Here is a 22,262-nt window from a genome sequence, read left to right on the forward strand (position 1 = left end):
CTTAGTGTTAAAACCAGCTATAAAACAAAAGCAGCCAACTTTTGAGGAGGCTGCTTTTGTTGAAAGGGTCGTATATGGATCAGCTATTTACGCTGGCAATTTGCTGAACTCGTCAAAAGTCATCTCTTTGTTGTCAAGTGTCACCACACTCTTCAGGTGATCGAACACTTTCAGTGATTTGGCTTCTTCAAAAATGCGGTTAGCATTCTCTTTATCTTGCAGGAACTGTACCGCGTACTGACCCAATTGCTCCTCGCTGATAGGCTGTGGGCTGTACATACGGAACTGAGCATCGATACGGGCTTTAGCAAGATCCAACACATCGGTGTATTCGATCTTGATGTCGTTATCTTTAACGATCTTGTTGCCGATCAGCGTCCATTTCAGGTTCTTAGCAAAATCATCATAACCACCTGCTAATTCCTCGTCGCTCAACTTTTCGTTGGTGGCTTTTAACCAGCGCTTCAAGAACTCGTCAGGCAATTCAAAGTTCACTTTGCTCAATACATAATTGTACATTTCGCCTTGCAGTTTATTGTCGGCGTCTTGTACCATCATGTTCTCCAGTTCTTCGGTGATCTTAGCACGGAACTCCTCTTCAGTGGTCACCGTACCTTCACCTAATATCTTATCAAAGAACGCCTGATCCAGGTCAGCTTCCTCTAAACGGTTAACGTTCTTAACGGTCAGTTGGAAGTTAGACTTCAGATCAACTGCTTCAGCTTCGTCGATCTTTAACAAGCCAGCTACTTTAGCAGCGTCATTGTTAAATGCTTTCTGAATATCAAGGGTCACTACATCGCCTTTTTTAAGCCCGATCAATGAAGCTTTGATATCCGCGTCAGTGATCTGGTCTAAACGTACAGAAGCTGTATTGCTGATACCACCTTCAAAAACAGAACCATCAGGTGAAAGTTGCACTAACTCGCCATAAAGCACGTCACCATCTGCCGATACGTCAGGGTTTGTCATTTTACCATAGCTTTTGCGCAGGTTTTGAATGCGTGATGCTAACGTTTCGTCATCAACCTTGATCTTGTAGCTGGTCAGCTTATCTTGAGAGTTGATGTCAACAGTAAATTCAGGAGCGAGGCCCACTTCATAGTTGAACTCGAAGTTATCGGCAAAGTCCCAGTTGTAGATCTTGCTATCGTCAACTTGTGGCAATGGCTGACCTAACACTTCAAGCTGCTGCTCGTTAAGGTAGTTATTAAGGGTATCTGATAACAGGTTATTGATCTCATCAACCAAAATGCTTTTACCATACATGCGTTTGATGTGCGATGACGGCACCATGCCTTTACGAAAACCAGGGATCTGCGCTTTCTTGGCTTGTTCTTTAATGGCTTTATCTACTCGTGCCTGGTAATCCTCGGCGTTGATGTTGATCTTGATGACCGCGTTAAGGTTATCTTTCTTTTCCTGTGATATATTCATAATTGTATACCTTATAATAGTATTGTGCGTACCGCAAGGGCTAATGACCCGGCGGTTTTGGAGCGCAAAGGTACGTAAATATTTTTTTATTTCGTTTAGTTGATCATCAGTTGTTTATACCCCGGTCAAAGTCAGATCCCGGCTCATGCAGCAGCAATGCTGCGCAAAGGTCGGCCATTAAAAAACGCTCATCGGGTTCCATATCGTCGGCCAGGTAAACGCTCGTTTTACCCAGCAACGAAACCGCCGCCACGGCATGACCTGATGCATTGGTGACCTCGTACCCTACATGACCCACAGGAAACGATGATGGCCCGTTCTTACCCATGAGTTTGTTCACCGGCCTGATGGTGTAGTAATGGTCGGGATCAAGGGCAAAGTAACCGGCATAGTTCTTTGGGTTAAGTTCGATGGCATCATTATCAAGTAACAATTCCCACGGGCGCTCGCCACCGGGCCCAAATACCTGCACGTAATAGCTGTTCTCGGTTTGGCGGCGGTCAAGGCCCAGCGTGCGGAGGAGGTAGTCAAGGTTGATTTCCACTTTATTGCCTAACAGATAGTTCGAGGCCCGCACCTTATCAAAGGTGAGCACTTTGGCTTCCTGACCTTTGTTATTGGTCAAAATGAACCTTCGTGATGAGTTGCTTTGCTCATATAGCACTGCAGCCAACTTGTTATACTGCCCCGTAACGAACCCGCCAATATCCTCATATTGCCTTGTGGTCTTGCGCCATGAGGTTTTGACCATGGTGGTTTGAAATTCGGCAAAGCGAAGCGGCTTTTTTTGAATGACGGTTTGCATGCGGCCTTCTACCGCATAAGGCACGTTGTCGTTCCAAACAGGGTCATTAAGCGCGATCTTGTACGAACCGCAGCTGCCCATAATCAGCAGCACAGCCACCAACAAGGTAAAAGAGAGGATCTTCATAATAGTGATAAGTATGTAGTGTTGAACAAAAAGTTACGCACCGCAGCATATTTTTTGCGGTGAGTAGGCTATTGACCGCTAAACCAAAACAAGGTTTAAGTGTTAGGCTAACTAAATGATACAAATGAAAAGATTGGTAAGGGGCGCTGTTATTGCATCAGCACTGGGTTTAGTGGTCATGTGCGGATGTAAAGCACGTAAGGCTGGCAATGTGGCGGCCAACACACCGGTACCGGCCGCCAAAACAAGTACCGACTCCACCTCCACTACTCCTACCGCTAAGCTGGCTCCCTCTCCGGTACCTAACAACCGGCCTCAACCCAAACCGAACCCAATGCCGCCAGACCCTGAACGTTGATCGACCTCCGGGAACGATGAGATAGCCATCAAGCTATTCATGACCGGTCCATAATAATAACAAAGCCCCATCTTCTTTGGATGGGGCTTTGTCGTATCAATTAACATTAAAGGCTGACCGCTGATCAGTCGATGTGCTTGATGGATGATGCGCCTGATTTGTGGCTGTTGATCTCAGACGGGGCACCGCGATACTGGATCTCAGATGCACCGCTGGTATTGGTGGTTAGGCTTTGCAATACGTTGATCTTGCAATTCACGGCACCGGAGGTCTCAATTTTATAGCTTCCTACTACCAGATCGGTAGCGAATAATTTACCCGCCCCAGAAACCTTGACCTCGTGTGAAGCGGCCTGACCTTTAAGGTTCAACTCAGTAGCGCCGCTGGCTTTGGTCTTCAGCTTGGCTGCGTTGATGTCCATATCTACTTTACTTGCTCCAGAAAATTCGAGCGTAAGGTCTTTCACGTTGATCTTGCTGTTGGAATTCAATTCAACAGCGCCCGAACTTTTGACCTCCTTTAGGTTACGTACGCTTAGATCTATCACTACCGGGGCACGGTTGCATAGGTCCTTGCGGGTAAAGATGCGCAACTTGCTTCCGCTCACTTCGGTGCGGATGTATTTCATGAGGTTATCATCGGCAGTGACATTGAGGTTGCCAGTGCTGTCCTGTTTCAGGTTAACTGTGAACCCGCCTGAGATGTCTATTTTTTCGAAATTGCCGATCTGGCGTTTCTCGATGGTCTTATTACCTGAACCTTTAACACAACCGATATGGCATGATGATAAAGTGGTTGTTGCTAAGCTTGCGGCTATGACGAATGAGAGTATGATGCGAGTTTTCATGATTATAAATGCTATATGTAACTGTGACCACAGATCAGGTGATGAAGTTACACTAAAAATAGAAAAAGGTGTATCGACCTTACACCTTTTTGTGATCGCCTAAATTACAGGTGCTTGGACGATGGAAACGCAACGGAAAAGGCTTTTATTAATTACCGCTTGCATATTTAGTTGAGGCGGCGCCCATCAACATTTTGTGCCGTGTTAAGTAGTTAAAGCATCTTTTTAGTATTTTGCCCTTCCATACTACCACGGCGCATATGACCACCACTTACAGGCCATTTGGCTCATCTATATTCTTTGCATTTTTGATCGTTATTCTGAGCACCTCTTGCGGCAATTCGCCGCAAAGCAGCACCAAAGCCAGCGCTCCGCCTAAAAAGAAAGTATCGTTCAAGAACATTGAAGGCATCGCTTATACAGAGGTGCGCCGTCAGTACGACGATAGCCTCGGCTTTAATCAATATGGTTACCGTTTAGAACCAGAATGGCAGATCACGTTCTTGCCTAAAGACTCGATCCGAATATTTAGCCTGGTACTGCAAAAGTTCATTACCGAATCGGTCAAGATCGACCATGATTCGGTAGCTAACATTGCCCACTCGTGGATCAGGGTGAAGCAAATGTCGCGCGATAGCTTGTTGTTCCAGGTGCTGTATGTGAAGGACATGAAGATAGATGATGGTAAGGGTCAGATCTTTATGAAACTCTACAGCAATGACCTGATCAAGAACAAGCTGCATACCACTGCGGCCGAACTGCAAAAAGCACCACGGCGGGATAGCCTCTTCATCAAAAGGAAGGCCGACTCGAGCAGGATCGACCCGACCAAGGCGTTCGCCGCTTATCACCCTGCGGTGCTTTCACCCAAAACACCACAGGTACAGGTGACCAAAAAAACGGTCGAGAAAGCGGACGCATTGACCGACGTCACACTGGCCGATAACTACCTATCGCCAACCTATAAAGTGACCATCCAAAATGCCTATGCCGATTTCAATTACTACATGCAGGTGATAGTTGGTGCTGATGGTAAACTGCATTTTGTTAAACCCTTGATCGGGATGATGGAAGATGTAGAGCATCGCACCAAGATCATGAAGGGAATAGTTGACGGTTATTTGTCCACTTACCTTAACATCACTCCGGGTTCAACGCTCGGATATCCGCACGCCAGCATGGTGCTGATCAGGGTGATCGGTACTACCAAAAAATAAGCATACAAAACAGATCAACATTTTAGCCTACAGCCCATCAAAATTCGTATTAGCCATGGAAGAATACAAGACCGTTACCGATTCGCAAACCACACTTACCGAACTCATGATCCCCTCCTACTCGAACTTTGGAGGCAAGGTGCATGGTGGTATCATATTAGGACTAATGGACAAAGTGGCCTATGCGTGTGCGGCTAAGCATGCCGGCAACTATTGCGTGACGGTCTCCATTGATACGGTGAACTTTATGGCCCCGGTAGAGGTAGGCGAATTAGTATCACTATTGGCCTCGGTCAACTATGTGGGCCGTTCGTCTATGGTGATCGGTATCAGGGTACAAACCGAGAATGTGCGTACAAAAGAGGTCAAACATACCAATTCGAGCTATTTTACCATGGTCGCCATGGGTGATGACCATTCACCCGCACAGGTGCCAGGACTTATTTTACGTACGCAAGCCGAGGTACGCCGCTTTTTTGAGGCCTACCATCGTAAAGCATTGACCAAATATTATAACGAAGAACAGAAGCGCATCCACTCTTCATCCGAAGTGGAAGAAGCTATGAAGCTGATCAGCAAGGAACGCTGTAAGATAGAGCTCACTGAAAGTGAGAGTTGATCAAATAGACATTAAATCAAAAAAAGCGGCTTTAGGCCGCTTTTTTGATTTTGGTATAATATGTCAGGTATTATACTGCAGAAGACGTGGTTCCTCTGAACAAGCCCAATACTAATGATATGATGGCAAGTACGATCAGGATGTGGATCAATCCGCCAACTGAATAAGCAAATACACTAATAGCCCATCCGATTACGAGGATGACAGCTACGATATAAAGTAATGATCTCATGGTGATAGATGTTTGTTTGTTTACTTATCCATATGCAAAACCGTGCCAATAATTAAATTATAAAGAAATAAAAGTTATCAGCCAATTAAAACCTTTATAACCTGAAATTGTACGCGCATCGGCTCCCTCCGAGTAATACGCCTCTTGTATTTTGCTAACGGCAAACCATTTATATGGGCCGATGTTCTTTTCCGGGAAATGGCGCATCATCGCTGAGATGTCGATAAGTGGAGCATCGGCCGATGAAAGACCTTGAGGATAATTGTATGAAGATATTACTTACCGGTGCAACAGGCTACATTGGCCGCAGGCTATTACCTGTATTAGTAGAGAACGGGCATGAGGTATTATGCGTGGTACGTGACGAACAACGGTTCGATACCAGTCAATACCCGGCAGGACAAGTGACCACCGTAAAAGCCGACCTGATGGACACGGGTACGCTTGGTGCGCTGCCAAAAGATATCGACGCAGCTTATTACCTCGTTCACTCGATGAGTATGAGTACGGGTGACTTTAGCGAGACAGAAAAGACCTCAGCTCAAAACTTCATACAATACATGGATACCACATCGGCCAGGCAGCTGATCTACTTGGGCGGTATCACCAATGAGCAGCAGCTATCCAAGCATCTTTCGTCGCGCAAGGCCGTTGAAGACGAGTTACGTAAAGGAAAGGTCCCTGTGACCGCCCTGCGAGCGGGCATCATTGTGGGCTCAGGAAGTGCATCGTTCGAAATCATACGCGATCTGGTAGAAAAGTTGCCTGTAATGATCGCCCCGCGTTGGCTTAACACCCGATGCCAGCCGATATCCATTCGCAACGTGATCGAGTTCTTGTCGGGTGTTTTGGGACTGGAGGTCACCTATGGCCGGCACTTCGACATTTACGGGCCCGACACACTAACTTACAAGCAAATGCTGTTGCAATTTGCCGAAGTACGTAAGTTAAAGCGCCGGATATGGACGGTGCCTGTTATGACCCCACGCCTCTCCTCCTACTGGTTATACTTTGTTACGTCCACCTCCTACCCATTGGCCAAGAACCTGGTGGAGAGCATGAAGGTGGACGTGATCGGTAAAAAGAACGAACTGCCCGACAAGCTGAACATCTCGTTGATACCTTACAAAGAGGCGATCAAGATCGCTTTTGATAAGATCGAGCAGAACTTGGTATTGTCGAGCTGGAAGGATTCGGCCAATACAGACATATTTGCTAAAGGCCTGTCTGAACATATACAGATACCGCAATTCGGTGTGTTTACTGATAAGCAGAGCCAGCGCACCAGCGATCCAGGGAAGGCGTTGGAGCGCATATTTGCCATAGGAGGACGGAACGGCTGGTACTACGCCAATTGGCTTTGGGATTTCCGCGGCTTTTTTGATCGTGTGTTCGGTGGCGTAGGCCTAAGGCGTGGTCGGCGCAATGCGTCCGATGTATCACCTGGTGATGCTCTTGATTTTTGGCGTGTGATCTATGCAGACAAAAAAGAGAAACGGTTGCTGTTATATGCCGAGATGAAATTACCTGGTGAAGCATGGCTGGAATTCAAGATCGATAAGAACTCCTGCGTGCAGCAAACCGCCACCTTTAGGCCATTGGGTTTGTTAGGCCGATTGTACTGGTATGCGATGCTGCCCTTCCACTTTTTCATATTTAAGGGAATGCTCAACAAGATCGCGTCATAGGTTCGGCCGGATCGAACACTATCACTATATTTACTCAGGTGCTGTGGCCTATGGTAGCGCCACATCATCCTTTGTAAAATACGATCATTATGCTCGATATTGTGATAGAAGCCCGCAAGGCAGCCCTGAATGAAGCCGTTGCGGTAAAACGTATACTCCCCTTCAGATTACACCGCATGGTGGGCCCCTTCATTTTCATGGATCATGCAGGTCCGTTGGCGCCCGTTACGGCTCCGCCTTCATCGTTAGATGTGTTGCCCCATCCGCATATCGGACTTTCGACAGTAAGTTACCTGTTCGGCGGACAAGTGACGCACCGCGACAGCTTGGGCGTGGAGCAGATCATACGACCGGGTGAGGTGAACTGGATGACGGCTGGCAAGGGCATTGCCCATTCGGAGCGTTTTGAAGACCCATCAGTACTGGCCGGCGGATTGGAAATGATACAGACCTGGGTGGCACTGCCCGAAAAGGACGAAGAATCGGACCCTACCTTTAACAACTATACCGTTGACCAGCTACCCGTGTTCACCGATACAGGCGTTTGGATGCGACTGATCGCTGGCGATGCTTATGGCCTACGCAACGATGTCAAAACGCATTCGCCGCTCTTCTACCTCCATGTAGCGCTTCATCCTGGTGCGCGCTTCGGTTTACCGCACGGCCACACCGAAAGGGCACTATATATCGTGAAAGGCAGCATAGAGGTTTCAGGAGTGACCTATTCAGCCGGTCAGATGCTGGTTTTTACCAAAGGAGTAGACCCGCTTATTATAGCCAAAAAACACACCACGCTCATGTTATTAGGTGGCGAACCTTTAGGCGAACGTTACATTTGGTGGAACTTTGTATCATCCCGCAAGGAACGTATCGAGCAGGCGAAGGAGGATTGGAAACAAGGCCGCATTGAACTGCCCCCCAACGATGATCAGGAATTTATCCCGTTGCCTGAGGACCGATTCAAGTCGTCATCCTCACAACCACCAAGACCAGAGCCGCTGTCGTAAGTAAATAAAGCATCTAATTCTGATCTAAATTCATGCGATGGCCGATGGGTCGTGTATGATGGTGGATTTTGCTCATGATAGAAAAGGTTATATAACAGTAAAGCCTCCTGATGGGCAGGAGGCCTTTACTAACCAATTATAAACCTAAATTATGAGAAGAGCTGTAGGAGAAGGAGTCGAACCTTCACGGAGTGGTTATGTTTTGCAACGTTTCCCATTATTCTCCGCCACCGCGACGAGGAGGTGTGTCTGCCTGTTTCACCATCCTACAGGATATTTGTTTTTCTCTTGTTGATACAAATATAGATCAAGCAAGCATTCCTTGCAAATATTTTATCAAAATAATTTAAAATTTATTGATCCTTCATTATAAAGCCATTTAGATCACCATTACTTAAATATTACACCTCATGATCAGCCGCTGATCAGCGATCTATTGATCAAAGGTTTTTTGAGCTTCGGTATAGTAGGTCTTTCGCCCTCCTGATTCACCCACAAGTATAGTTTCACCCTTTGGAGTGGTCTTTTGCTTAGGTCGGTGCACACACAAAAAGTCCCTTACCTCGCCGGTAATGATATCGGGGTCTTTATCAAGGATCTGCTTGATCGCGTTATTTAGGACATTTTTTATGGAGGCATCAAGTTCTTTGATGTATCGATCTGGTATCGTATTCGCCGCCGCGAATGGAGAGATACCAGCATCGTATAAGATCTCGTCAGCATAGGCATTGCCGATACCCCTGATCACTTTTTGATCCATCAAGATCACCTTGACCTGCTTCTTACTTTTTTGAAGGGTCTTTTGCCAAAAGGCAACGTCGACCGCATCATCTAAGGCGTCAGGCACTTCAGCTTCATCAGGGTCGAGCGTAGGCGTGGCTGCTTTTTGAAAGTCGGTAACGGCCAATCCTTTGTCACCCTCGAAGAGTAGTTCCAAAATGGTGTGCTTGTGGTCGTTCTGCTTTTCGAACCAGTGCAGCTCACCATGCAACATCAGGTGGAGACCCAAGGAGTGTCCATTGTTAAGGTCGAACCGCAATTGCTTACCGGTACGCACCACACGGTTTAGCTTACTTCCTTCCAGCGCGTTGGCCAATTCCGTTGAACTTATGTTCAGCTTTTTGGAAACTGATACGCTCACTTTCACCAATTCCTTGTTCTTTAAAACCTTGGTGAGGTTACGGCTGAATACTTCGAGGTCGGGTAGTTCGGGCATAAAGGTACAACCCGGTGGGTCATTCTTTGTTGCGGATGCGATTGAAAGATCTTTTGAGCAGGTGGCGTATGCGGTGACGCATCTCGATCGGGCAGTCATCCTCAAATACCAATTTAGGCATGATGCTGCGTGTGGCGCTTACCACCGGAAATGATGGGTGCTGTACCTTAAAGTACTCTGCATAGTTGTGCCGCTCTTTCGTGCTCGCATCTTTTATTAGCTCTGCAAAATGCGACAGCCTTTCATAAAATGCATTCATATCTTACTCACATTATATACCTGAATATCAGCAATATCCAAGCCATTAAACTATAATGAAAAAAGATCTTACACACAAGTTATCAACGAATTTTGAGACGTTATCCACATAACGTACTGTATCATAACATGCTATAGCCTACGTGATATAGTGCTTTAGCAGGTAGGGAACTCAGATGTGATGGTTATGAGCGTTAAGAATGAGTTAGGTTATCCACATTTAGTATAGCTTAATTAGTATGCATGTTGGTGGATTCGCAGTAAATAGAATCACCATATTTTGAGTATCACAACTTACCTTTCATAGAGACTAGCCTGTTAAAAGCTTACTTACATGATACTTCAGCAATATTCCCGGAAACTTCTTTATTGTAAAAGCCATCAACATGACTCGGTGACCGCAATCGTTGCCATTTTCATAATATACCAGCCCGATCGATAAAAAACTTTAACCACAGTGCAAACATTTATCGTGATAACAGGTTAGGCAAAAAGAAACAAAAACCAATATCATTATGGCTAAGGCTAAAGACACTAAAGCAGACTCAGGTTCGATCACCGCTTACTCGGTGAAGACCAAGACCAAGAACGTTCCGATGGTAGATCCGGTGATCGACGTTAAATCGGGCCGCTACATAGCTACCGGTAAAGATAGCGACGGCAACAAGATGGCAGCGATCATGAGCAAAGCCACAGCTGAAGAACATATCAAAAAAGGCAACGCTAAAAAAGGTTCAGGCTGGAGTTAAAACATACAAACCCCGAGGATGAGTTCCCGGGGTTTGTTGTTTATAGATTCTTTTACATCTTTTGATCAGCTCTTGATCAGGCGCTGTATCTCGTCCAGCTTCATTAACGCTTCCACCGGGGTCAGCGTATTCACATCAAGGTTATTCAGCATATCCCTTATCTTCACTAATACTGGATCATCTATCGAGAACATTTGCAGCTGCATAGCCTGCTTTTGAACCTTTTTGATACTCTCCTTGATATCCTCCCCACCCGTCCGTTCGGCTTCCAGCTTCTTCAATATCTCGTTGGCGCGCGCCAGCACCTTTGGTGGCATACCGGCCAGTTTAGCTACGTGTATACCAAAGCTATGCTCGCTTCCACCTGGCACCAGCTTGCGTAAAAAGATGATCTGGTTACCGATCTCTTTCACCGTCACGTTGAAGTTCTTGACCCGCGGGAACATGTTGGTCAGCTCGTTCAACTCGTGGTAGTGTGTAGCAAAAAGTGTTTTAGCGCGCGATGATTGATGGTTGTGCAGGAACTCCGCGATAGCCCAGGCGATAGATATACCATCATACGTACTGGTACCGCGGCCGATCTCGTCCAGTAGGATCAGGCTTCGGTTGCTTAGATTGTTCAAGATGCTAGCCGTCTCGTTCATCTCCACCATAAAGGTCGACTCTCCTGATGAGAGATTGTCTGACGCGCCCACACGTGTGAATATCTTATCTACCAAACCGATCTGCGCGTGTTTGGCTGGTACGAAGCAGCCCATCTGTGCCATGAGCACGATCAGTCCAGTCTGTCTTAACAAGGCCGATTTACCCGCCATGTTGGGACCGGTGATGATGATCACTTGCTGGCTTTCGGGGTCTAGGTGCACGTCGTTGGTGATGTACTCCTCTCCCACCGGCAGGTTCTTCTCGATCACCGGGTGACGGCCACCCTTGATGTCTATGACCAGGCCATCGTTCATCTGTGGCTTGACATAGTAGTTCTTGATGGCTATCGTGGCAAAGTTCAGCAGCACATCCAAACGGGCCACCAATTGCGCATTGAGCTGTATCGGTTTAATGTATTCGGCCAGTGAGTATAGCAGGTCGTTATATAGCTGGGTCTCCAGCGCCAGGATCTTTTCCTCAGCGCCTAATATCTGCTCTTCGTATTCTTTAAGTTCAGGGGTGATGTATCGCTCGGCGTTCACCAGCGTTTGCTTGCGTATCCAATCGGTAGGCACCTTATCCCGGTGAGCATGAGTAACTTCCAGGTAATAACCAAAAACGTTGTTAAAGGCCACTTTGAGTGACGGTATGCCTGTCTGTTCGGCCTCGCGCTTTTGTATCTCCAGTAAGTAACCTTTTCCCCCGAAAGCGATCTTGCGCAGGCGGTCAAGTTCCTCGTGTATACCATCGGCCATCACGCCGCCTTTTACCAATTGGACGGGCGGCTCGGGGTTAAGCTCCTGCCCTATCTTATCGCAAATATGGTCGCAAGGATTCAACTGATTCCCTATGGCCAGTAAAGCTTCGTTGCCTGATGCCGAACAGAAGTTGCGGATGCTGGCGATAGCTACCAAGGCCTTGCGCAGCTGGCATACCTCGCGCGGGTTGGCCTTTTGCAAACCGATCTTGCTGATCAATCGCTCCAGATCGCCCACCTGGCGTATGCAGGCCTGCATCTCATTGCGCAGGTCTTCATGCTCGATCAGGTGCTCAACCACGTTCAGGCGATCATTGATGGGCTTTAACCCCTTCAACGGCATTACGATCCAGCGCCTGAGCAAACGGGCACCCATAGGCGAGCAAGTATGGTCCAGCACGTCTACAAGTGTAAGCGCGTTCTCATTAGATGAGCCGATCAGCTCCAGATTACGTACGCTGAAGCGGTCGAGCCACAGGTAGCGGTCCTCCTCTATACGACTGATAGCGCTGATATGCTGGAGGTTGCGGTGCTCGGTCTCGTTCAGGTAGTGGATGGCCACCCCTGCTGCGGTGATGCCAAGGTTTAGCTTCTCGATACCAAATCCTTTGAGCGACTTAACACCAAAGTGCTTGGTCAGCGTCTCGTAGGCGTAATCGCCGCTGTACGGCCACTCATCCAAAGCATAAGTGTAATAGCGGTCGCCAAAACGTTCGTGTATATCCTTACGGCAGCTTTTAGGGTAAATGACCTCACTCGGGCTAAAGGCCTGCAACAGCTTGTCAATATGATCGGCATTGCCCTGAGCGGTGAGGAATTCCCCCGTGGAGATATCGATAAAGGCCACGCCGATACTGTTCTTTTCGAGGTACAGCGAGGCCAGATAGTTATTACTTTTTTGCTGGAGGATATTATCGCTAACGGCCACGCCAGGGGTCACCAGTTCGGTAACGCCACGTTTAACGATGGTCTTGGTCATTTTGGGATCTTCCAGCTGATCACAAATGGCCACCCGCTGACCGGCACGCACCAGTTTAGGCAGGTAGGTCTCGAGGGAATGATGCGGGAAACCGGCCAACTCGATGTGCGTGGCAGCACCATTGGCCCTTTTGGTGAGTACGATACCCAATATACCGGCGGCCTTTACGGCATCTTCGCCAAAGGTCTCGTAAAAATCGCCCACCCTGAACAGTAATAAAGCGCCCGGATATTTGGCCTTTATCTGGTTGTACTGCTGCATCAGCGGCGTTTCTTTGGTTGCGGTCTTGCCCAAGCGTTCTCCGTTTCTTAAATAAAAGGTAAAAATACTGCTTTGCAATAGATGTACAGGCCGGTGTGGAAAATTTAGTAAGCGTTGTGGAGAGTGGCCCATAGCCGGCCTTCGTTTCGCCTACCTGACCATTACGATATTCGTAATGGAGCGCCGCTTGCTAACCTTAGTGGGCGCAATGCGACAGCTGAGCACACCATGCCGGTGTTACATTTGGATGTTACAGCGTTACATATGGTGTTACATTTCGCTTTTTGTATGCTTTTTCTGGAAAAAGTTGAGTTTTTACGAGTTTCGCAATGATCAAAAGTGGGGAAAGTTGGGGAATTTTGTTACAGCGATGTAACAGATCTCAGTACACGAAGTAGCTCCGCTCACCATGTTATCTCCCCCGTCATGGCGAGGCACGAAGCCATCTCTGCGGAGGACAAGTAACTAACCGACCCGTCACGCCGAGGTATCTCGGCATCTCATCAGAAAGGTAGCAAGCCACACAAGCAATACCAGATCGCTGGTGCTCATTCGTTGATATTCCTATAGCTACAAAAGAACTAACAAAGCCAAGTCAGGACTACGCCGTTGTTAACAATATTCGGTTCGTATGGTCAACTTTTCGCTTCAAGAAACACACCCCTGCCCCTCTCAAGAGGGGAATTAAGACGCCCGACTTAAGCTTTTGCTACTTTTATTCAAGACAAAAAAAATAAAAGGGCCTCCGTGATCCAGAAGCGGCAACAAAGTGATCAGTTCTTCAACCCGATCTTATGGTTTGTATAATCCGTCAAGAACTCATTATCGGTAAAGAAATTTAGGCTCATGATGGTGCGGTAGTCACCGGTGATGTTGGGGTTTTGGATCTGGGTCAAATTACCGGCACTGGTGGTGGTGTAGGTGTACGTGAAGCCCTGGTTGGTGGTGATCTTTACGGTAGAGCCTGCCGGTAGTTTACCTAAGGCATTGGTCTCTTTGGGATTCTCGATCACGTGGACCGATGGCGTACCGGTATCGAACAAGATATTGCCGGTCGTGCTGGTATTGTTATAAGTGATGGTAGCCGGTATGTTGGGCGAGTAACCGCCTATCGTATAACGGGTAAGCGGGTGCATCACAAATCCTGCGGAGTTCAGGTCATTCTGCAATAAGCCCACCGTAAGCAGACCTGATACAAATGCACCATTAGTGGTAAAGCTGGTGGTGTTCAGCTTGGCCAGTTTGAAGCCGCTGGTCACGCCCGAAGGCATGGTCAGTCCATTGAGCGGACTTTGGATCTGGGCATAAGTGTAACCAGTGCTCGGGCCAACACCAAAAACATCGGCCGAGTGGGCGGCGAACTGTTTACCGTTACCATCTACTACCTTGTAGTATAAAAAGAACGCGATCCGCTTGGTGGTCAGGCTACCGGTCGAGTTGCCCATGGTAACGGTGGCGTACGCCAGGTTGCCGTATTCTTTGGTGCTGCTGGTGGCATCGCCATAACTCATCACCGCTGTTTTATTGGTCACCGTGATGCCGTTCACCACTACCGAGTCGGTGGGCACGGTGATGCCGTTGGCAGTGATCATGCTGGCCGGCAGTATGCCGTTCGCATCGATCGTCATGCCCGACGAGCCGGTATCAAATATACCGAAGTAGCTCACCGTTTGGTCGCCCAGTTTAGTGATCGGGATAAAGATGCGTTTATTAGTGCCATCGGTATACTGATAAAGCCCCAAAGTAGCCAACGGAGTGGGCGCCGGTGTCGACGGCGTGGTATTGTTGTCCTTTTTACATGAGGTGAAAGCCATGGCGGTCACGATCACTAATCCTACCCAACTGATGCTTTTTACGTAACGGTCTATAATGTTCATGTATGGTGTGTATGGTACCTTGATGTGCTATACGTAAGGCGGTTATCTTAAGATGTTACCGCTGCCGTTTTTTACGAACTGTTGATAATTGTTGGAACAGCTTTCGAACCTTAAAGTTAGCGAACGGATACTAAATTATAAGTAAGAATAGATGAACGCCGGAAAAGTGTCGCTTAAACAACTGTTAAGTGCCAAGTTACAAAACAAAAAAGCGCTCCGTGAAGGTCATGGAGCGCTTTAATATGATACTGGAGATGTTACAGTACGTGCTGCGCCAAGATCCTTTGCAGATCGTAAACGTTCACTTGTTTGTTGAACTTTTTGCGAATGCTGGGCACGGTCTCGCTCGATATCCAGATCTTGAGTTCGGCATCCAGTTCGAAGTGGCCGGCGGTCTCCACGCTGAAACGGGTGATGCTTTTGTAGGCTACCGACAGGTATTCGACCTTGCTGCCGGTGATACCCTGCTTATCTACCAGGATCAAGCGTTTGTTGGTGAAGATAAATACGTCGCGGATCAGTTTAAAACCGATCTCGATGGTCTCGCCCTCCGCAAAAAGGTTACCATAGTCTTTGGTGATCTCGGCAGGGTCGGCAATGCCGGCGTTGCCCAATAGTTTAGAGAAGATACTCATAATAGTGGTTCGTGTTGATATAAGCGTCTAAGTTATATTATTCTAAGTACTGCGCCAATATCTTCGCGCATAATAATACTGAACACTAAGCCGTCCAAGGATCCACCACAAAGCCAGTGGCATAAGTCCTCCCGAACGATATTATGTATATCTTTAAGCCCATGGCCAAATACTTCCTGATCTCCCTCGCACTTTTAACCGCTACACTCCATACAGCTGTGGCACAAAAAGCGGTATTTGAAAAAAAGGTGATGATCAGCGCAAAGGACACGCTACTCTATCGCCTCGCCTACCCACAACAGTATAACCCTAAAAAGAAGTACCCATTAGTGATCTTTTTGCATGGTGCCGGCACGCGGGGTACCGATAATGAGGCGCAGCTGGTGGGCGTACCTGCTGCACTGACCGACTCATCAGGCCGATCCCAATATCCATGCTTCATCCTTGCGCCGCAATGCAAAAAGACCGACGTATGGGTCAAATTCCCTAACTTCCCTAAGAGCCTACACGCTACCGACGTTCCAACACCCAGCATGGATGCACTGATCGCGCTTACCGACTCATTCCTCCGATCGGGCATGATCGATATGCGGCGGGTGTACGTGACGGGCTATTCGATGGGTGGCGAAGGGGTGTTCGATCTGCTCACCCGTCGCCCTGAAATGTTCGCCGCCGCTGCGCCTATTTGTTCAGTAGCCGACACCTCGATGGCCGGTAAGATCAGCCATATTCCTTTGTGGGCCTTTCATGGTGACCAGGATGATGTGAACGATGTGAAGTACACGCGCATGTTGATCGCCGCCCTGCGCCAGGCAGGCGGACGACCAAGATATACCGAGTACCCAGGCGTTAAACATAACAGCTGGCTCAATGCCTATCGCGAGCCTGAGTTATTTGAATGGCTATTTGCGCAACGGCGTAAGCGGTGACAAGGGCATTGTCGATCAAAGGTCAAGACGCATGAGCTAAAGCGCGCCGAATGACCACTTTAATAGATTGACCAAGAGGCTCTTAAACCCCTATCTCTCCACATACTGATCCATCATATTGTTGCCAACACTTTAATATTTCAAATATTTTTGCTAACTTGCATCATTATTCGGACCGTCGTCGTTTAATACAGCACTTCACTCATTCTTGTCTCACTGACCCGGTACCTTTTTAAAAAGATCGCTCAAAGGTTACTGGATCGTTGCAACACGACGAGCCTTGTCATCACATTCTGCGAAAGTTATTGAGAGCATCAACTGGCTTAACGACCATGAGTGGAACGCGGCCATCATCAGCATTTGACCCGTCATTTGCGATGGCTCAAAGCTGAAGGATCAGGGTTTTGGGATAACCGGTGCCTGGCTGACCAGCAGTGATGAATAGAACAGCATTAGAAAAACAAAATATAGTTAATGGGAAGATCATCAGAAACATTTAGTAAAAAAGAAAAAGAGAAAAAACGCGCTAAAAAGCAACAAGAAAAACGCGAACGTGCCGAAGACCGTAAAGCAAATTCGGACAAGGGCAAATCGTTTGAGGAGATGTTCGCTTATGTGGACCATAACGGTAACATCACTGACACTCCACCAGACCCTACACAACGCCGTGCGGTATCAACTGACAGCATTATGATCAGTACTCCGACCAAGGCAGAGATCGATCCAGCCGACCTGATCAGGACCGGTACAGTGACCTTTTTCAATGATTCGAAAGGTTACGGATTTATCAAGGACATGCAGACCCAGGAGAACTTTTTTGTTCACGTTAATGGCCTGACCGAGCAGGTTGGCGAAAGAGACCGTGTAACATTCGAGATCGAGAAGGGTGCAAAAGGCATGAACGCCGTTAGGGTAAAAAAAGTAGCCAAATAACGGCTGCAAGTACCCTTTTGTGATCAAAGGGTACGCCTCTCCTATACCTTCTACATCAAGTATTACAGATAATATTTATTACCGGTGGTCTTGATCCGCCCGGCATCCAATAACTGCCTCAATACAGTAAGCCGGTCGGGTTGTTTGCCATGAGCAATGCCACTGATCAGTTGTTCCAGATCCAACGGTGAGGTACTGAGTAACTGCAGTATCTCATCGCGGATCCGGTCATGCAATAAAGGCGCGTCATTGCGCCTTTTTTCGCGTAAGCACACATCGCAAACGCCGCACTTTTCGGCATCGGGCTCGTTAAAGTAGGCCAGCAATTGCTGGCTGCGGCAGCGATCGGTCTCGCTGTAAGCCAGTATGGCCTCCATCTTTTTTTGATACACCAAACGCCGCGTGTCCAGGTACTGCCTATCGATCCAAAGGTTGGCCGCCGTGTGCCGTGGCTTGAGGTAGGTCACTTGTGGCTTATCGGTCTGCGGTAAGTAGCTCAGCACACCCAGATCATTCAATTGCTGTAAGGCTTCGGTCACCTGTTGTACGCTGAGGTTGGTACGCCTGGCCAGGTCGAACTCGCGGATGCGGGTATAGTGCTCGAACGCACCGCCGTATGAGCGCAGCATGGTCTTGATGAAGGGGTCCCATGCTGGGTTCTGTATCTGGAAATTGTATAGTTCCTCATGCTCCACCTCGAACCTGAATCTTGAAGGCAGGAACACACTCTCGTTAAAGTTCAAATATTCGCCGTGCTCCAGGAACTTGAGGGCATTGAGCGTTTTCAGTACATCGAGCTTGAAGCGGCTGCAAAGGTCGGCCAGGTCAAGGTCGAAACTGAGGCCCTCGCCCGCCCCATAGGCCAACTGGTAGTAATTGGCCAGGTAATGATATACCTGCTTGATCTCATCCACCGATGGGAAGCTCACCTCGAAACGGTACTCCTGCTTTTGCCGGTCGCTTTGGTTGTAGAGTAAAATGGCGTAGGCCTTTTGCCCGTCGCGCCCGGCGCGGCCCGCCTCCTGGTAGTAGGCCTCCAAACTCTCGGGCAGGTCTTTATGGATAACGAACCTCACATCAGGTTTATCGATACCCATGCCGAACGCATTGGTAGCCACAATGATACGAATGTGATTACTCTTCCACTGCTCTTGCTTGGCGCTGCGCCGATCGCCGCTCAGGCCGGCGTGGTAATGATCGGCCGCAATGCCATGGTCGTTAAAGAACTTGGCCAGCTCGGTGGTCTCCTTGCGGTTGCGCACGTACACGATACCGCTTCCATTCACACTGCGGGCAACCTCCAGCATGCGGCGGAGTTTATTCTCCTCGTGCTGCACACGGTAGCTCAAATTCTTGCGCTCGAAACTTTGCTGGATCACATGCCGGGCCCTGAACTGCAGCTTATCTTGAATATCATCGCGCACGTTGGCCGTGGCGGTGGCCGTAAGGGCCAGTACCGGCACTTTGGGGTGCAGCTGACGCAGATCGGCCACGTGCAGGTACGGCGGACGAAAATCATATCCCCACTGAGAGATACAATGTGCTTCGTCCACCGCGATCAGGTTCACCTTCATGTACTTGATGCGCTCGCGCACCAGATCGCTCAACAACCGCTCGGGTGATAGGTACAGGAACTTGACCGGCCCGTAAATACAATTATCCAGCGCGATGTCCACCTCCCGCTTTCCCATTCCCGACACGATGGCCACCGCCTCGATGCCCTTGCTTTGCAGGTTATCGACCTGATCCTTCATGAGCGCGATCAGCGGCGATACCACGATGCAGATCCCATCCATGGCCATAGCAGGCACCTGGTAGCACACCGACTTACCACCGCCCGTAGGCAGCAGCGCCAATGTATCCTGTCCCTGCATCACGGCCTCGATGATGTCCTTTTGCAAAGGCCTGAACGCGTTATGCTGCCAGTAATATTTTAAGATCTGCTCAATGGTCATGTATCAGCGGCAAGTATAAGGAGATATTGCGGTAAATCGTTTCACCCTACTTCTTACTCACCACCACGATCTTATCCGTAGCTCCGCCGTTGCTGGTGATGATGTAAACCTTGCCGTCGGGGCTTATAGCCACATCGCGCATACGGCCGTAGGTGCCTTTGTAAAAGGGGTTGACGGTCTCGACCTTATCACTTGATGCTGAGAGCTTTAATTGCAACAGCTGGCTGTCCTTGAGCACGGCCAGCAACAGGGAGTTCTTCCACTGCGGGATAGCGTCATTGTTGTAATAGTCGATGCCCGAAGGTGCGATGGTGGGCGACCAGGCCTGGATCGGTTCGGCTACGTTGTTGGTGCTGCAAAAAGCCGGTTCGTTGCCGGTGCTGCAATAACCCTCCACGTTAGGCCAGCCGTAGTTGCGACCTTTTTGAATAATGTTCACCTCGTCATCAGTGGTATTGCCATGTTCTGAGCTGTATAAACGGTCGTTAGCGAAAACCAATCCTTGTGGGTTGCGGTGTCCTAAGGTCCAAATCGGGTTGCCGGAGGTCGGGTTATCTGATGGTATGCTACCATCGAGGTTCAAGCGAAGGATCTTGCCCGACAGACTGCCCGCGTTCTGTGCTTGTGAGGCCGAGGTGGCATCGCCGGTGGTGATGAAGAGTTTACGGTCGGGCGATATGGCCAGGCGGCAGCCATTATGATTATTGGCCGCCGGGATGTTATCGAGCAATACCACCGGGCTATTCAATGTACCGCCGCTGTAGGTATAACGGACGATCTTTTCGGTGTAGGTACCGTTCTTATCATAATTGTACGCCACAAATACTTGCGGAGTGGAGCCGAAGTCGGGGTGCAGCACCATGCCCAATAGGCCGCCCTCGCCTTGGGCCTTTACATCAGGAACCGTGACTAAAGGACTCACCTGTCCGTTGGATGGGTCAACCCGGCTGATCTTGCCGCCGCGTTCGGTCATCCATAGCATGTTATCGGGTCCCCAAAGTATCTCCCATGGGAAGGTGAGCCGGTCGGTCAGTACTTTGGCGTCGAGGTCGGCGTTGCCGGCTTGGCTGCCGTTGTCAGACGAGTTCTTGCTGCAGGTGCTCAGTAGCAGCGCACTACTAAGCAGTGCGATCGTCAATACTTTAGGCATCATAATGGTCAATGGATTGGTTATGGTCATAACCAATTACGAAGCTATTTGTTGCATCACGTGCAATCGGCCCTTTTTTAAAAGTTTGTCGATCTTACGCATAGTGACAGCATCTTCCGGTCCAAGATAATTACCCATTTCAACTACCTGACCTTTATCATTGATCAGCAAGTGATAAGGAATGCCTTTGATCCCTAAGCCACGCATAAAGCTCTCACTTTGTTCATCATTGCAAAAATATTGCGAACCGCTAAGCTTCATCTGCTGCAAAGTAGACAACCACGCACCGTGTTTTGAACCTATGCACAGGTAAACGAAGTCAACCTTCTTGCCTTTATACTTTTGAGCCAGTTTTTCAGATGCGAACATCTGTGCTTTGCATGGGCCGCACCAGGTGGCCCATACATCAATATAGATCACTTTTCCAGAGTGTTCCGTTTTTATCGAATCTAAAATGCCTTGCGCAGGCGTATTTTTGATCTGTTCTTTGATGCTGTTGGATAGCTCTTCGGGCGTTGGGGTGTTGTATTTCACCGTTTCATAAAAGCGCAAGAGCGGCTGTTTTATGAACGGCGTTTTGATGTTTTGATCGAACGTCTTGCGGCGTCTATCGAACTCATCAGCGTCATTTTCAACTAGATCATAGTAAAAAGTTAGTCCAATGAGCAATTCGCGCAGTTCCTCATTCTTCACTTCTTTTTTGATCTTAACGAGATATAGTTGTTTTCTTTGTTCGGGCGATAGTCCTTTAATAAGCTTTTTATCCATAGCAGGAGCCAAAAAGGGCAACACGTTATAGGCATCGGCACAAAGCAATTTCTGGTTGAAGAGGTCTTTTATATCCTGCTCAAAACCTGATAAATTTTCAAGTTTCTCTAACGGTGATACTCCAGGTCGATAGGTTTTCGCGACCACTGTATACCATGCATATTTGTAGTAATACTGAGCGTTGATAAAGTTCTTTGTCCAGGCAAGCAATTCTTCATCAGGGTCAAACTTTTCTATAAATTCTTCTCTATTGTTCTGTAGTGCTGTACGCATGTTAAGGCAATAACTGCCTAATGCTGGAAGATCGCCATCTCGCACCTTAATGGTATCCATATCGGTATTGGAGGTGCTGTAATACTCATTAGCGTAGTGGAACAGATCGGCATTCAGTTTTTCGGCATCGCCACTGAATTTGGCGTTACCCATTTCTTTCAGGTCAAGGTCTATATGAATGCTATCGCCTGGGTGGGTGATCATTTTTTTCACGATGGGGGTCAGCGTAATATCCTGTGCAATGAACTGTTCAAATGCTATTTTGAACGTGCCATCGATCTGGATGTGGCCTGTGTAGGTAGTGGGATTGCCGCCAAGGTCGGCCACGGTAAGGGTGAATGCGGTTATGCTGGTATCATGGTCACGGTTGGCCACCGTACCTGTAATTACTGTTCGGTGCCTATTTTTATTTTTTTGCTTACAGGCGCAAAACAAAGTTGTAGCCAACAAAAAGCAGGCTAAACGTGATAGGTTCATGGTTTGGTGGTTTAATTTGATAGCAAGTTAACGCTTTTTGACCATTATATGCAATGTACTACCG

At 48.1% G+C, this 22,262-nt stretch carries 20 protein-coding genes; 8 read left to right on the forward strand and 12 right to left on the reverse strand.

Annotated elements, in window-relative coordinates:
• Nucleotides 1-87: 87 nt before the first annotated feature.
• Both tig and LLH06_RS12480 read right to left on the reverse strand, forming a co-directional pair.
• Entirely contained in the window at nucleotides 88-1,437 is a 1,350-nt protein-coding gene (gene tig, locus LLH06_RS12475) for a trigger factor (protein WP_228169619.1), read from the reverse strand.
• 106 nt (nucleotides 1,438-1,543) lie between these two features.
• Nucleotides 1,544-2,368: a hypothetical protein gene (locus tag LLH06_RS12480; protein ID WP_228169620.1), complete on the reverse strand. Its 825-nt coding sequence runs from the start codon at nucleotides 2,366-2,368 to the stop codon at nucleotides 1,544-1,546.
• A 124-nt stretch (nucleotides 2,369-2,492) separates the two neighbouring features.
• Between LLH06_RS12480 and LLH06_RS12485 the strand changes: the two genes are divergently transcribed.
• On the forward strand, nucleotides 2,493-2,726 hold the full coding sequence (locus tag LLH06_RS12485) for a hypothetical protein (protein ID WP_228169621.1): 234 nt from the start codon (nucleotides 2,493-2,495) through the stop codon (nucleotides 2,724-2,726).
• Between the two features lie 124 nt (nucleotides 2,727-2,850).
• On the opposite strand, the gene LLH06_RS12490 is transcribed toward LLH06_RS12485, so the two are convergent.
• On the reverse strand, nucleotides 2,851-3,573 hold the full coding sequence (locus LLH06_RS12490; protein ID WP_228169622.1) for a head GIN domain-containing protein: 723 nt from the start codon (nucleotides 3,571-3,573) through the stop codon (nucleotides 2,851-2,853).
• A gap of 260 nt (nucleotides 3,574-3,833) precedes the next feature.
• Here LLH06_RS12490 and LLH06_RS12495 point away from each other — a divergent pair, with 260 nt between their 5' ends.
• Together LLH06_RS12495 and LLH06_RS12500 are read left to right on the forward strand one after the other, a co-directional pair.
• Nucleotides 3,834-4,790 carry a hypothetical protein gene (locus LLH06_RS12495; protein WP_228169623.1) on the forward strand — a complete coding sequence of 319 codons (957 nt, stop codon included), beginning with the start codon at nucleotides 3,834-3,836 and terminating at the stop codon, nucleotides 4,788-4,790.
• Between the two features lie 55 nt (nucleotides 4,791-4,845).
• Complete coding sequence (locus LLH06_RS12500; RefSeq protein WP_228169624.1) at nucleotides 4,846-5,409, forward strand: acyl-CoA thioesterase; 564 nt, start codon at nucleotides 4,846-4,848, stop codon at nucleotides 5,407-5,409.
• Between the two features lie 70 nt (nucleotides 5,410-5,479).
• On the opposite strand, the gene LLH06_RS12505 is transcribed toward LLH06_RS12500, so the two are convergent.
• On the reverse strand, nucleotides 5,480-5,641 hold the full coding sequence (locus LLH06_RS12505; RefSeq protein WP_228169625.1) for a lmo0937 family membrane protein: 162 nt from the start codon (nucleotides 5,639-5,641) through the stop codon (nucleotides 5,480-5,482).
• A gap of 266 nt (nucleotides 5,642-5,907) precedes the next feature.
• On the opposite strand from LLH06_RS12505, the gene LLH06_RS12510 reads away from it, so the two are divergent.
• Together LLH06_RS12510 and LLH06_RS12515 are read left to right on the forward strand one after the other, a co-directional pair.
• Nucleotides 5,908-7,329: an SDR family oxidoreductase gene (locus LLH06_RS12510; protein WP_228169626.1), complete on the forward strand. Its 1,422-nt coding sequence runs from the start codon at nucleotides 5,908-5,910 to the stop codon at nucleotides 7,327-7,329.
• A gap of 89 nt (nucleotides 7,330-7,418) precedes the next feature.
• A complete protein-coding gene (locus LLH06_RS12515) occupies nucleotides 7,419-8,336 on the forward strand; it encodes a pirin family protein (RefSeq protein WP_228169627.1) in 918 nt (305 codons plus the stop codon).
• A gap of 433 nt (nucleotides 8,337-8,769) precedes the next feature.
• On the opposite strand, the gene LLH06_RS12520 is transcribed toward LLH06_RS12515, so the two are convergent.
• Nucleotides 8,770-9,552 carry a DNA-formamidopyrimidine glycosylase family protein gene (locus LLH06_RS12520; protein ID WP_228169628.1) on the reverse strand — a complete coding sequence of 261 codons (783 nt, stop codon included), beginning with the start codon at nucleotides 9,550-9,552 and terminating at the stop codon, nucleotides 8,770-8,772.
• Between the two features lie 19 nt (nucleotides 9,553-9,571).
• Nucleotides 9,572-9,811, reverse strand: coding sequence for a hypothetical protein (locus tag LLH06_RS12525; RefSeq protein WP_228169629.1), 240 nt, complete (start codon nucleotides 9,809-9,811; stop codon nucleotides 9,572-9,574).
• Between the two features lie 514 nt (nucleotides 9,812-10,325).
• On the opposite strand from LLH06_RS12525, the gene LLH06_RS12530 reads away from it, so the two are divergent.
• The gene (locus LLH06_RS12530; RefSeq protein ID WP_228169630.1) at nucleotides 10,326-10,559 is read left to right on the forward strand and encodes a hypothetical protein; all 234 of its coding nucleotides are present in this window, start codon (nucleotides 10,326-10,328) and stop codon (nucleotides 10,557-10,559) included.
• Nucleotides 10,560-10,624: 65 nt separating this feature from the next.
• Here LLH06_RS12530 and mutS read toward each other — a convergent pair whose 3' ends face one another.
• The 3 genes from mutS to LLH06_RS12545 form a co-directional block, all read right to left on the reverse strand.
• Nucleotides 10,625-13,234 (reverse strand): DNA mismatch repair protein MutS, encoded by a 2,610-nt coding sequence (gene mutS / locus LLH06_RS12535; RefSeq protein ID WP_228169631.1) that lies wholly within the window; start codon nucleotides 13,232-13,234, stop codon nucleotides 10,625-10,627.
• A gap of 740 nt (nucleotides 13,235-13,974) precedes the next feature.
• Complete coding sequence (locus LLH06_RS12540; protein ID WP_228169632.1) at nucleotides 13,975-15,078, reverse strand: hypothetical protein; 1,104 nt, start codon at nucleotides 15,076-15,078, stop codon at nucleotides 13,975-13,977.
• Between the two features lie 257 nt (nucleotides 15,079-15,335).
• Nucleotides 15,336-15,713, reverse strand: a complete 378-nt coding sequence (locus LLH06_RS12545; RefSeq protein WP_228169633.1) for a PH domain-containing protein — start codon at nucleotides 15,711-15,713, stop codon at nucleotides 15,336-15,338.
• Between the two features lie 143 nt (nucleotides 15,714-15,856).
• Between LLH06_RS12545 and LLH06_RS12550 the strand changes: the two genes are divergently transcribed.
• Together LLH06_RS12550 and LLH06_RS12555 are read left to right on the forward strand one after the other, a co-directional pair.
• Nucleotides 15,857-16,642, forward strand: a complete 786-nt coding sequence (locus LLH06_RS12550; RefSeq protein WP_228169634.1) for a carboxylesterase family protein — start codon at nucleotides 15,857-15,859, stop codon at nucleotides 16,640-16,642.
• Between the two features lie 474 nt (nucleotides 16,643-17,116).
• Nucleotides 17,117-17,575, forward strand: a complete 459-nt coding sequence (locus LLH06_RS12555; protein WP_228169635.1) for a cold-shock protein — start codon at nucleotides 17,117-17,119, stop codon at nucleotides 17,573-17,575.
• A gap of 62 nt (nucleotides 17,576-17,637) precedes the next feature.
• Here the strand turns inward: LLH06_RS12555 and LLH06_RS12560 are convergent, their stop codons facing one another.
• Genes LLH06_RS12560 through LLH06_RS12570 form a run of 3 tightly spaced genes read right to left on the reverse strand, consistent with a single transcriptional unit; the run spans nucleotide 17,638 to nucleotide 22,096 of the window.
• Entirely contained in the window at nucleotides 17,638-19,530 is a 1,893-nt protein-coding gene (locus LLH06_RS12560) for a RecQ family ATP-dependent DNA helicase (RefSeq protein ID WP_228169636.1), read from the reverse strand.
• 46 nt (nucleotides 19,531-19,576) lie between these two features.
• Complete coding sequence (locus LLH06_RS12565; protein WP_228169637.1) at nucleotides 19,577-20,710, reverse strand: PQQ-dependent sugar dehydrogenase; 1,134 nt, start codon at nucleotides 20,708-20,710, stop codon at nucleotides 19,577-19,579.
• A 6-nt stretch (nucleotides 20,711-20,716) separates the two neighbouring features.
• Nucleotides 20,717-22,096, reverse strand: a complete 1,380-nt coding sequence (locus tag LLH06_RS12570) for a redoxin family protein (RefSeq protein ID WP_228169638.1) — start codon at nucleotides 22,094-22,096, stop codon at nucleotides 20,717-20,719.
• Between the last annotated feature and the right edge of the window lie 166 nt (nucleotides 22,097-22,262).

Source organism: Mucilaginibacter daejeonensis, from assembly GCF_020783335.1.
Classification (GTDB): Bacteria; Bacteroidota; Bacteroidia; order Sphingobacteriales; family Sphingobacteriaceae; genus Mucilaginibacter; species Mucilaginibacter daejeonensis.

Bases quoted from the DNA above. Each gene is read 5' to 3' on its own strand.
- tig (WP_228169619.1), bottom strand. From the start codon at position 1,437: ATGAATATATCACAGGAAAAGAAAGATAACCTTAACGCGGTCATCAAG.
- LLH06_RS12480 (WP_228169620.1), bottom strand. From the start codon at position 2,368: ATGAAGATCCTCTCTTTTACCTTGTTGGTGGCTGTGCTGCTGATTATG.
- LLH06_RS12485 (WP_228169621.1), top strand. From the start codon at position 2,493: ATGAAAAGATTGGTAAGGGGCGCTGTTATTGCATCAGCACTGGGTTTA.
- LLH06_RS12490 (WP_228169622.1), bottom strand. From the start codon at position 3,573: ATGAAAACTCGCATCATACTCTCATTCGTCATAGCCGCAAGCTTAGCA.
- LLH06_RS12495 (WP_228169623.1), top strand. From the start codon at position 3,834: ATGACCACCACTTACAGGCCATTTGGCTCATCTATATTCTTTGCATTT.
- LLH06_RS12500 (WP_228169624.1), top strand. From the start codon at position 4,846: ATGGAAGAATACAAGACCGTTACCGATTCGCAAACCACACTTACCGAA.
- LLH06_RS12505 (WP_228169625.1), bottom strand. From the start codon at position 5,641: ATGAGATCATTACTTTATATCGTAGCTGTCATCCTCGTAATCGGATGG.
- LLH06_RS12510 (WP_228169626.1), top strand. From the start codon at position 5,908: ATGAAGATATTACTTACCGGTGCAACAGGCTACATTGGCCGCAGGCTA.
- LLH06_RS12515 (WP_228169627.1), top strand. From the start codon at position 7,419: ATGCTCGATATTGTGATAGAAGCCCGCAAGGCAGCCCTGAATGAAGCC.
- LLH06_RS12520 (WP_228169628.1), bottom strand. From the start codon at position 9,552: ATGCCCGAACTACCCGACCTCGAAGTATTCAGCCGTAACCTCACCAAG.
- LLH06_RS12525 (WP_228169629.1), bottom strand. From the start codon at position 9,811: ATGAATGCATTTTATGAAAGGCTGTCGCATTTTGCAGAGCTAATAAAA.
- LLH06_RS12530 (WP_228169630.1), top strand. From the start codon at position 10,326: ATGGCTAAGGCTAAAGACACTAAAGCAGACTCAGGTTCGATCACCGCT.
- LLH06_RS12540 (WP_228169632.1), bottom strand. From the start codon at position 15,078: ATGAACATTATAGACCGTTACGTAAAAAGCATCAGTTGGGTAGGATTA.
- LLH06_RS12545 (WP_228169633.1), bottom strand. From the start codon at position 15,713: ATGAGTATCTTCTCTAAACTATTGGGCAACGCCGGCATTGCCGACCCT.
- LLH06_RS12550 (WP_228169634.1), top strand. From the start codon at position 15,857: ATGTATATCTTTAAGCCCATGGCCAAATACTTCCTGATCTCCCTCGCA.
- LLH06_RS12555 (WP_228169635.1), top strand. From the start codon at position 17,117: ATGGGAAGATCATCAGAAACATTTAGTAAAAAAGAAAAAGAGAAAAAA.
- LLH06_RS12560 (WP_228169636.1), bottom strand. From the start codon at position 19,530: ATGACCATTGAGCAGATCTTAAAATATTACTGGCAGCATAACGCGTTC.
- LLH06_RS12565 (WP_228169637.1), bottom strand. From the start codon at position 20,710: ATGACCATAACCAATCCATTGACCATTATGATGCCTAAAGTATTGACG.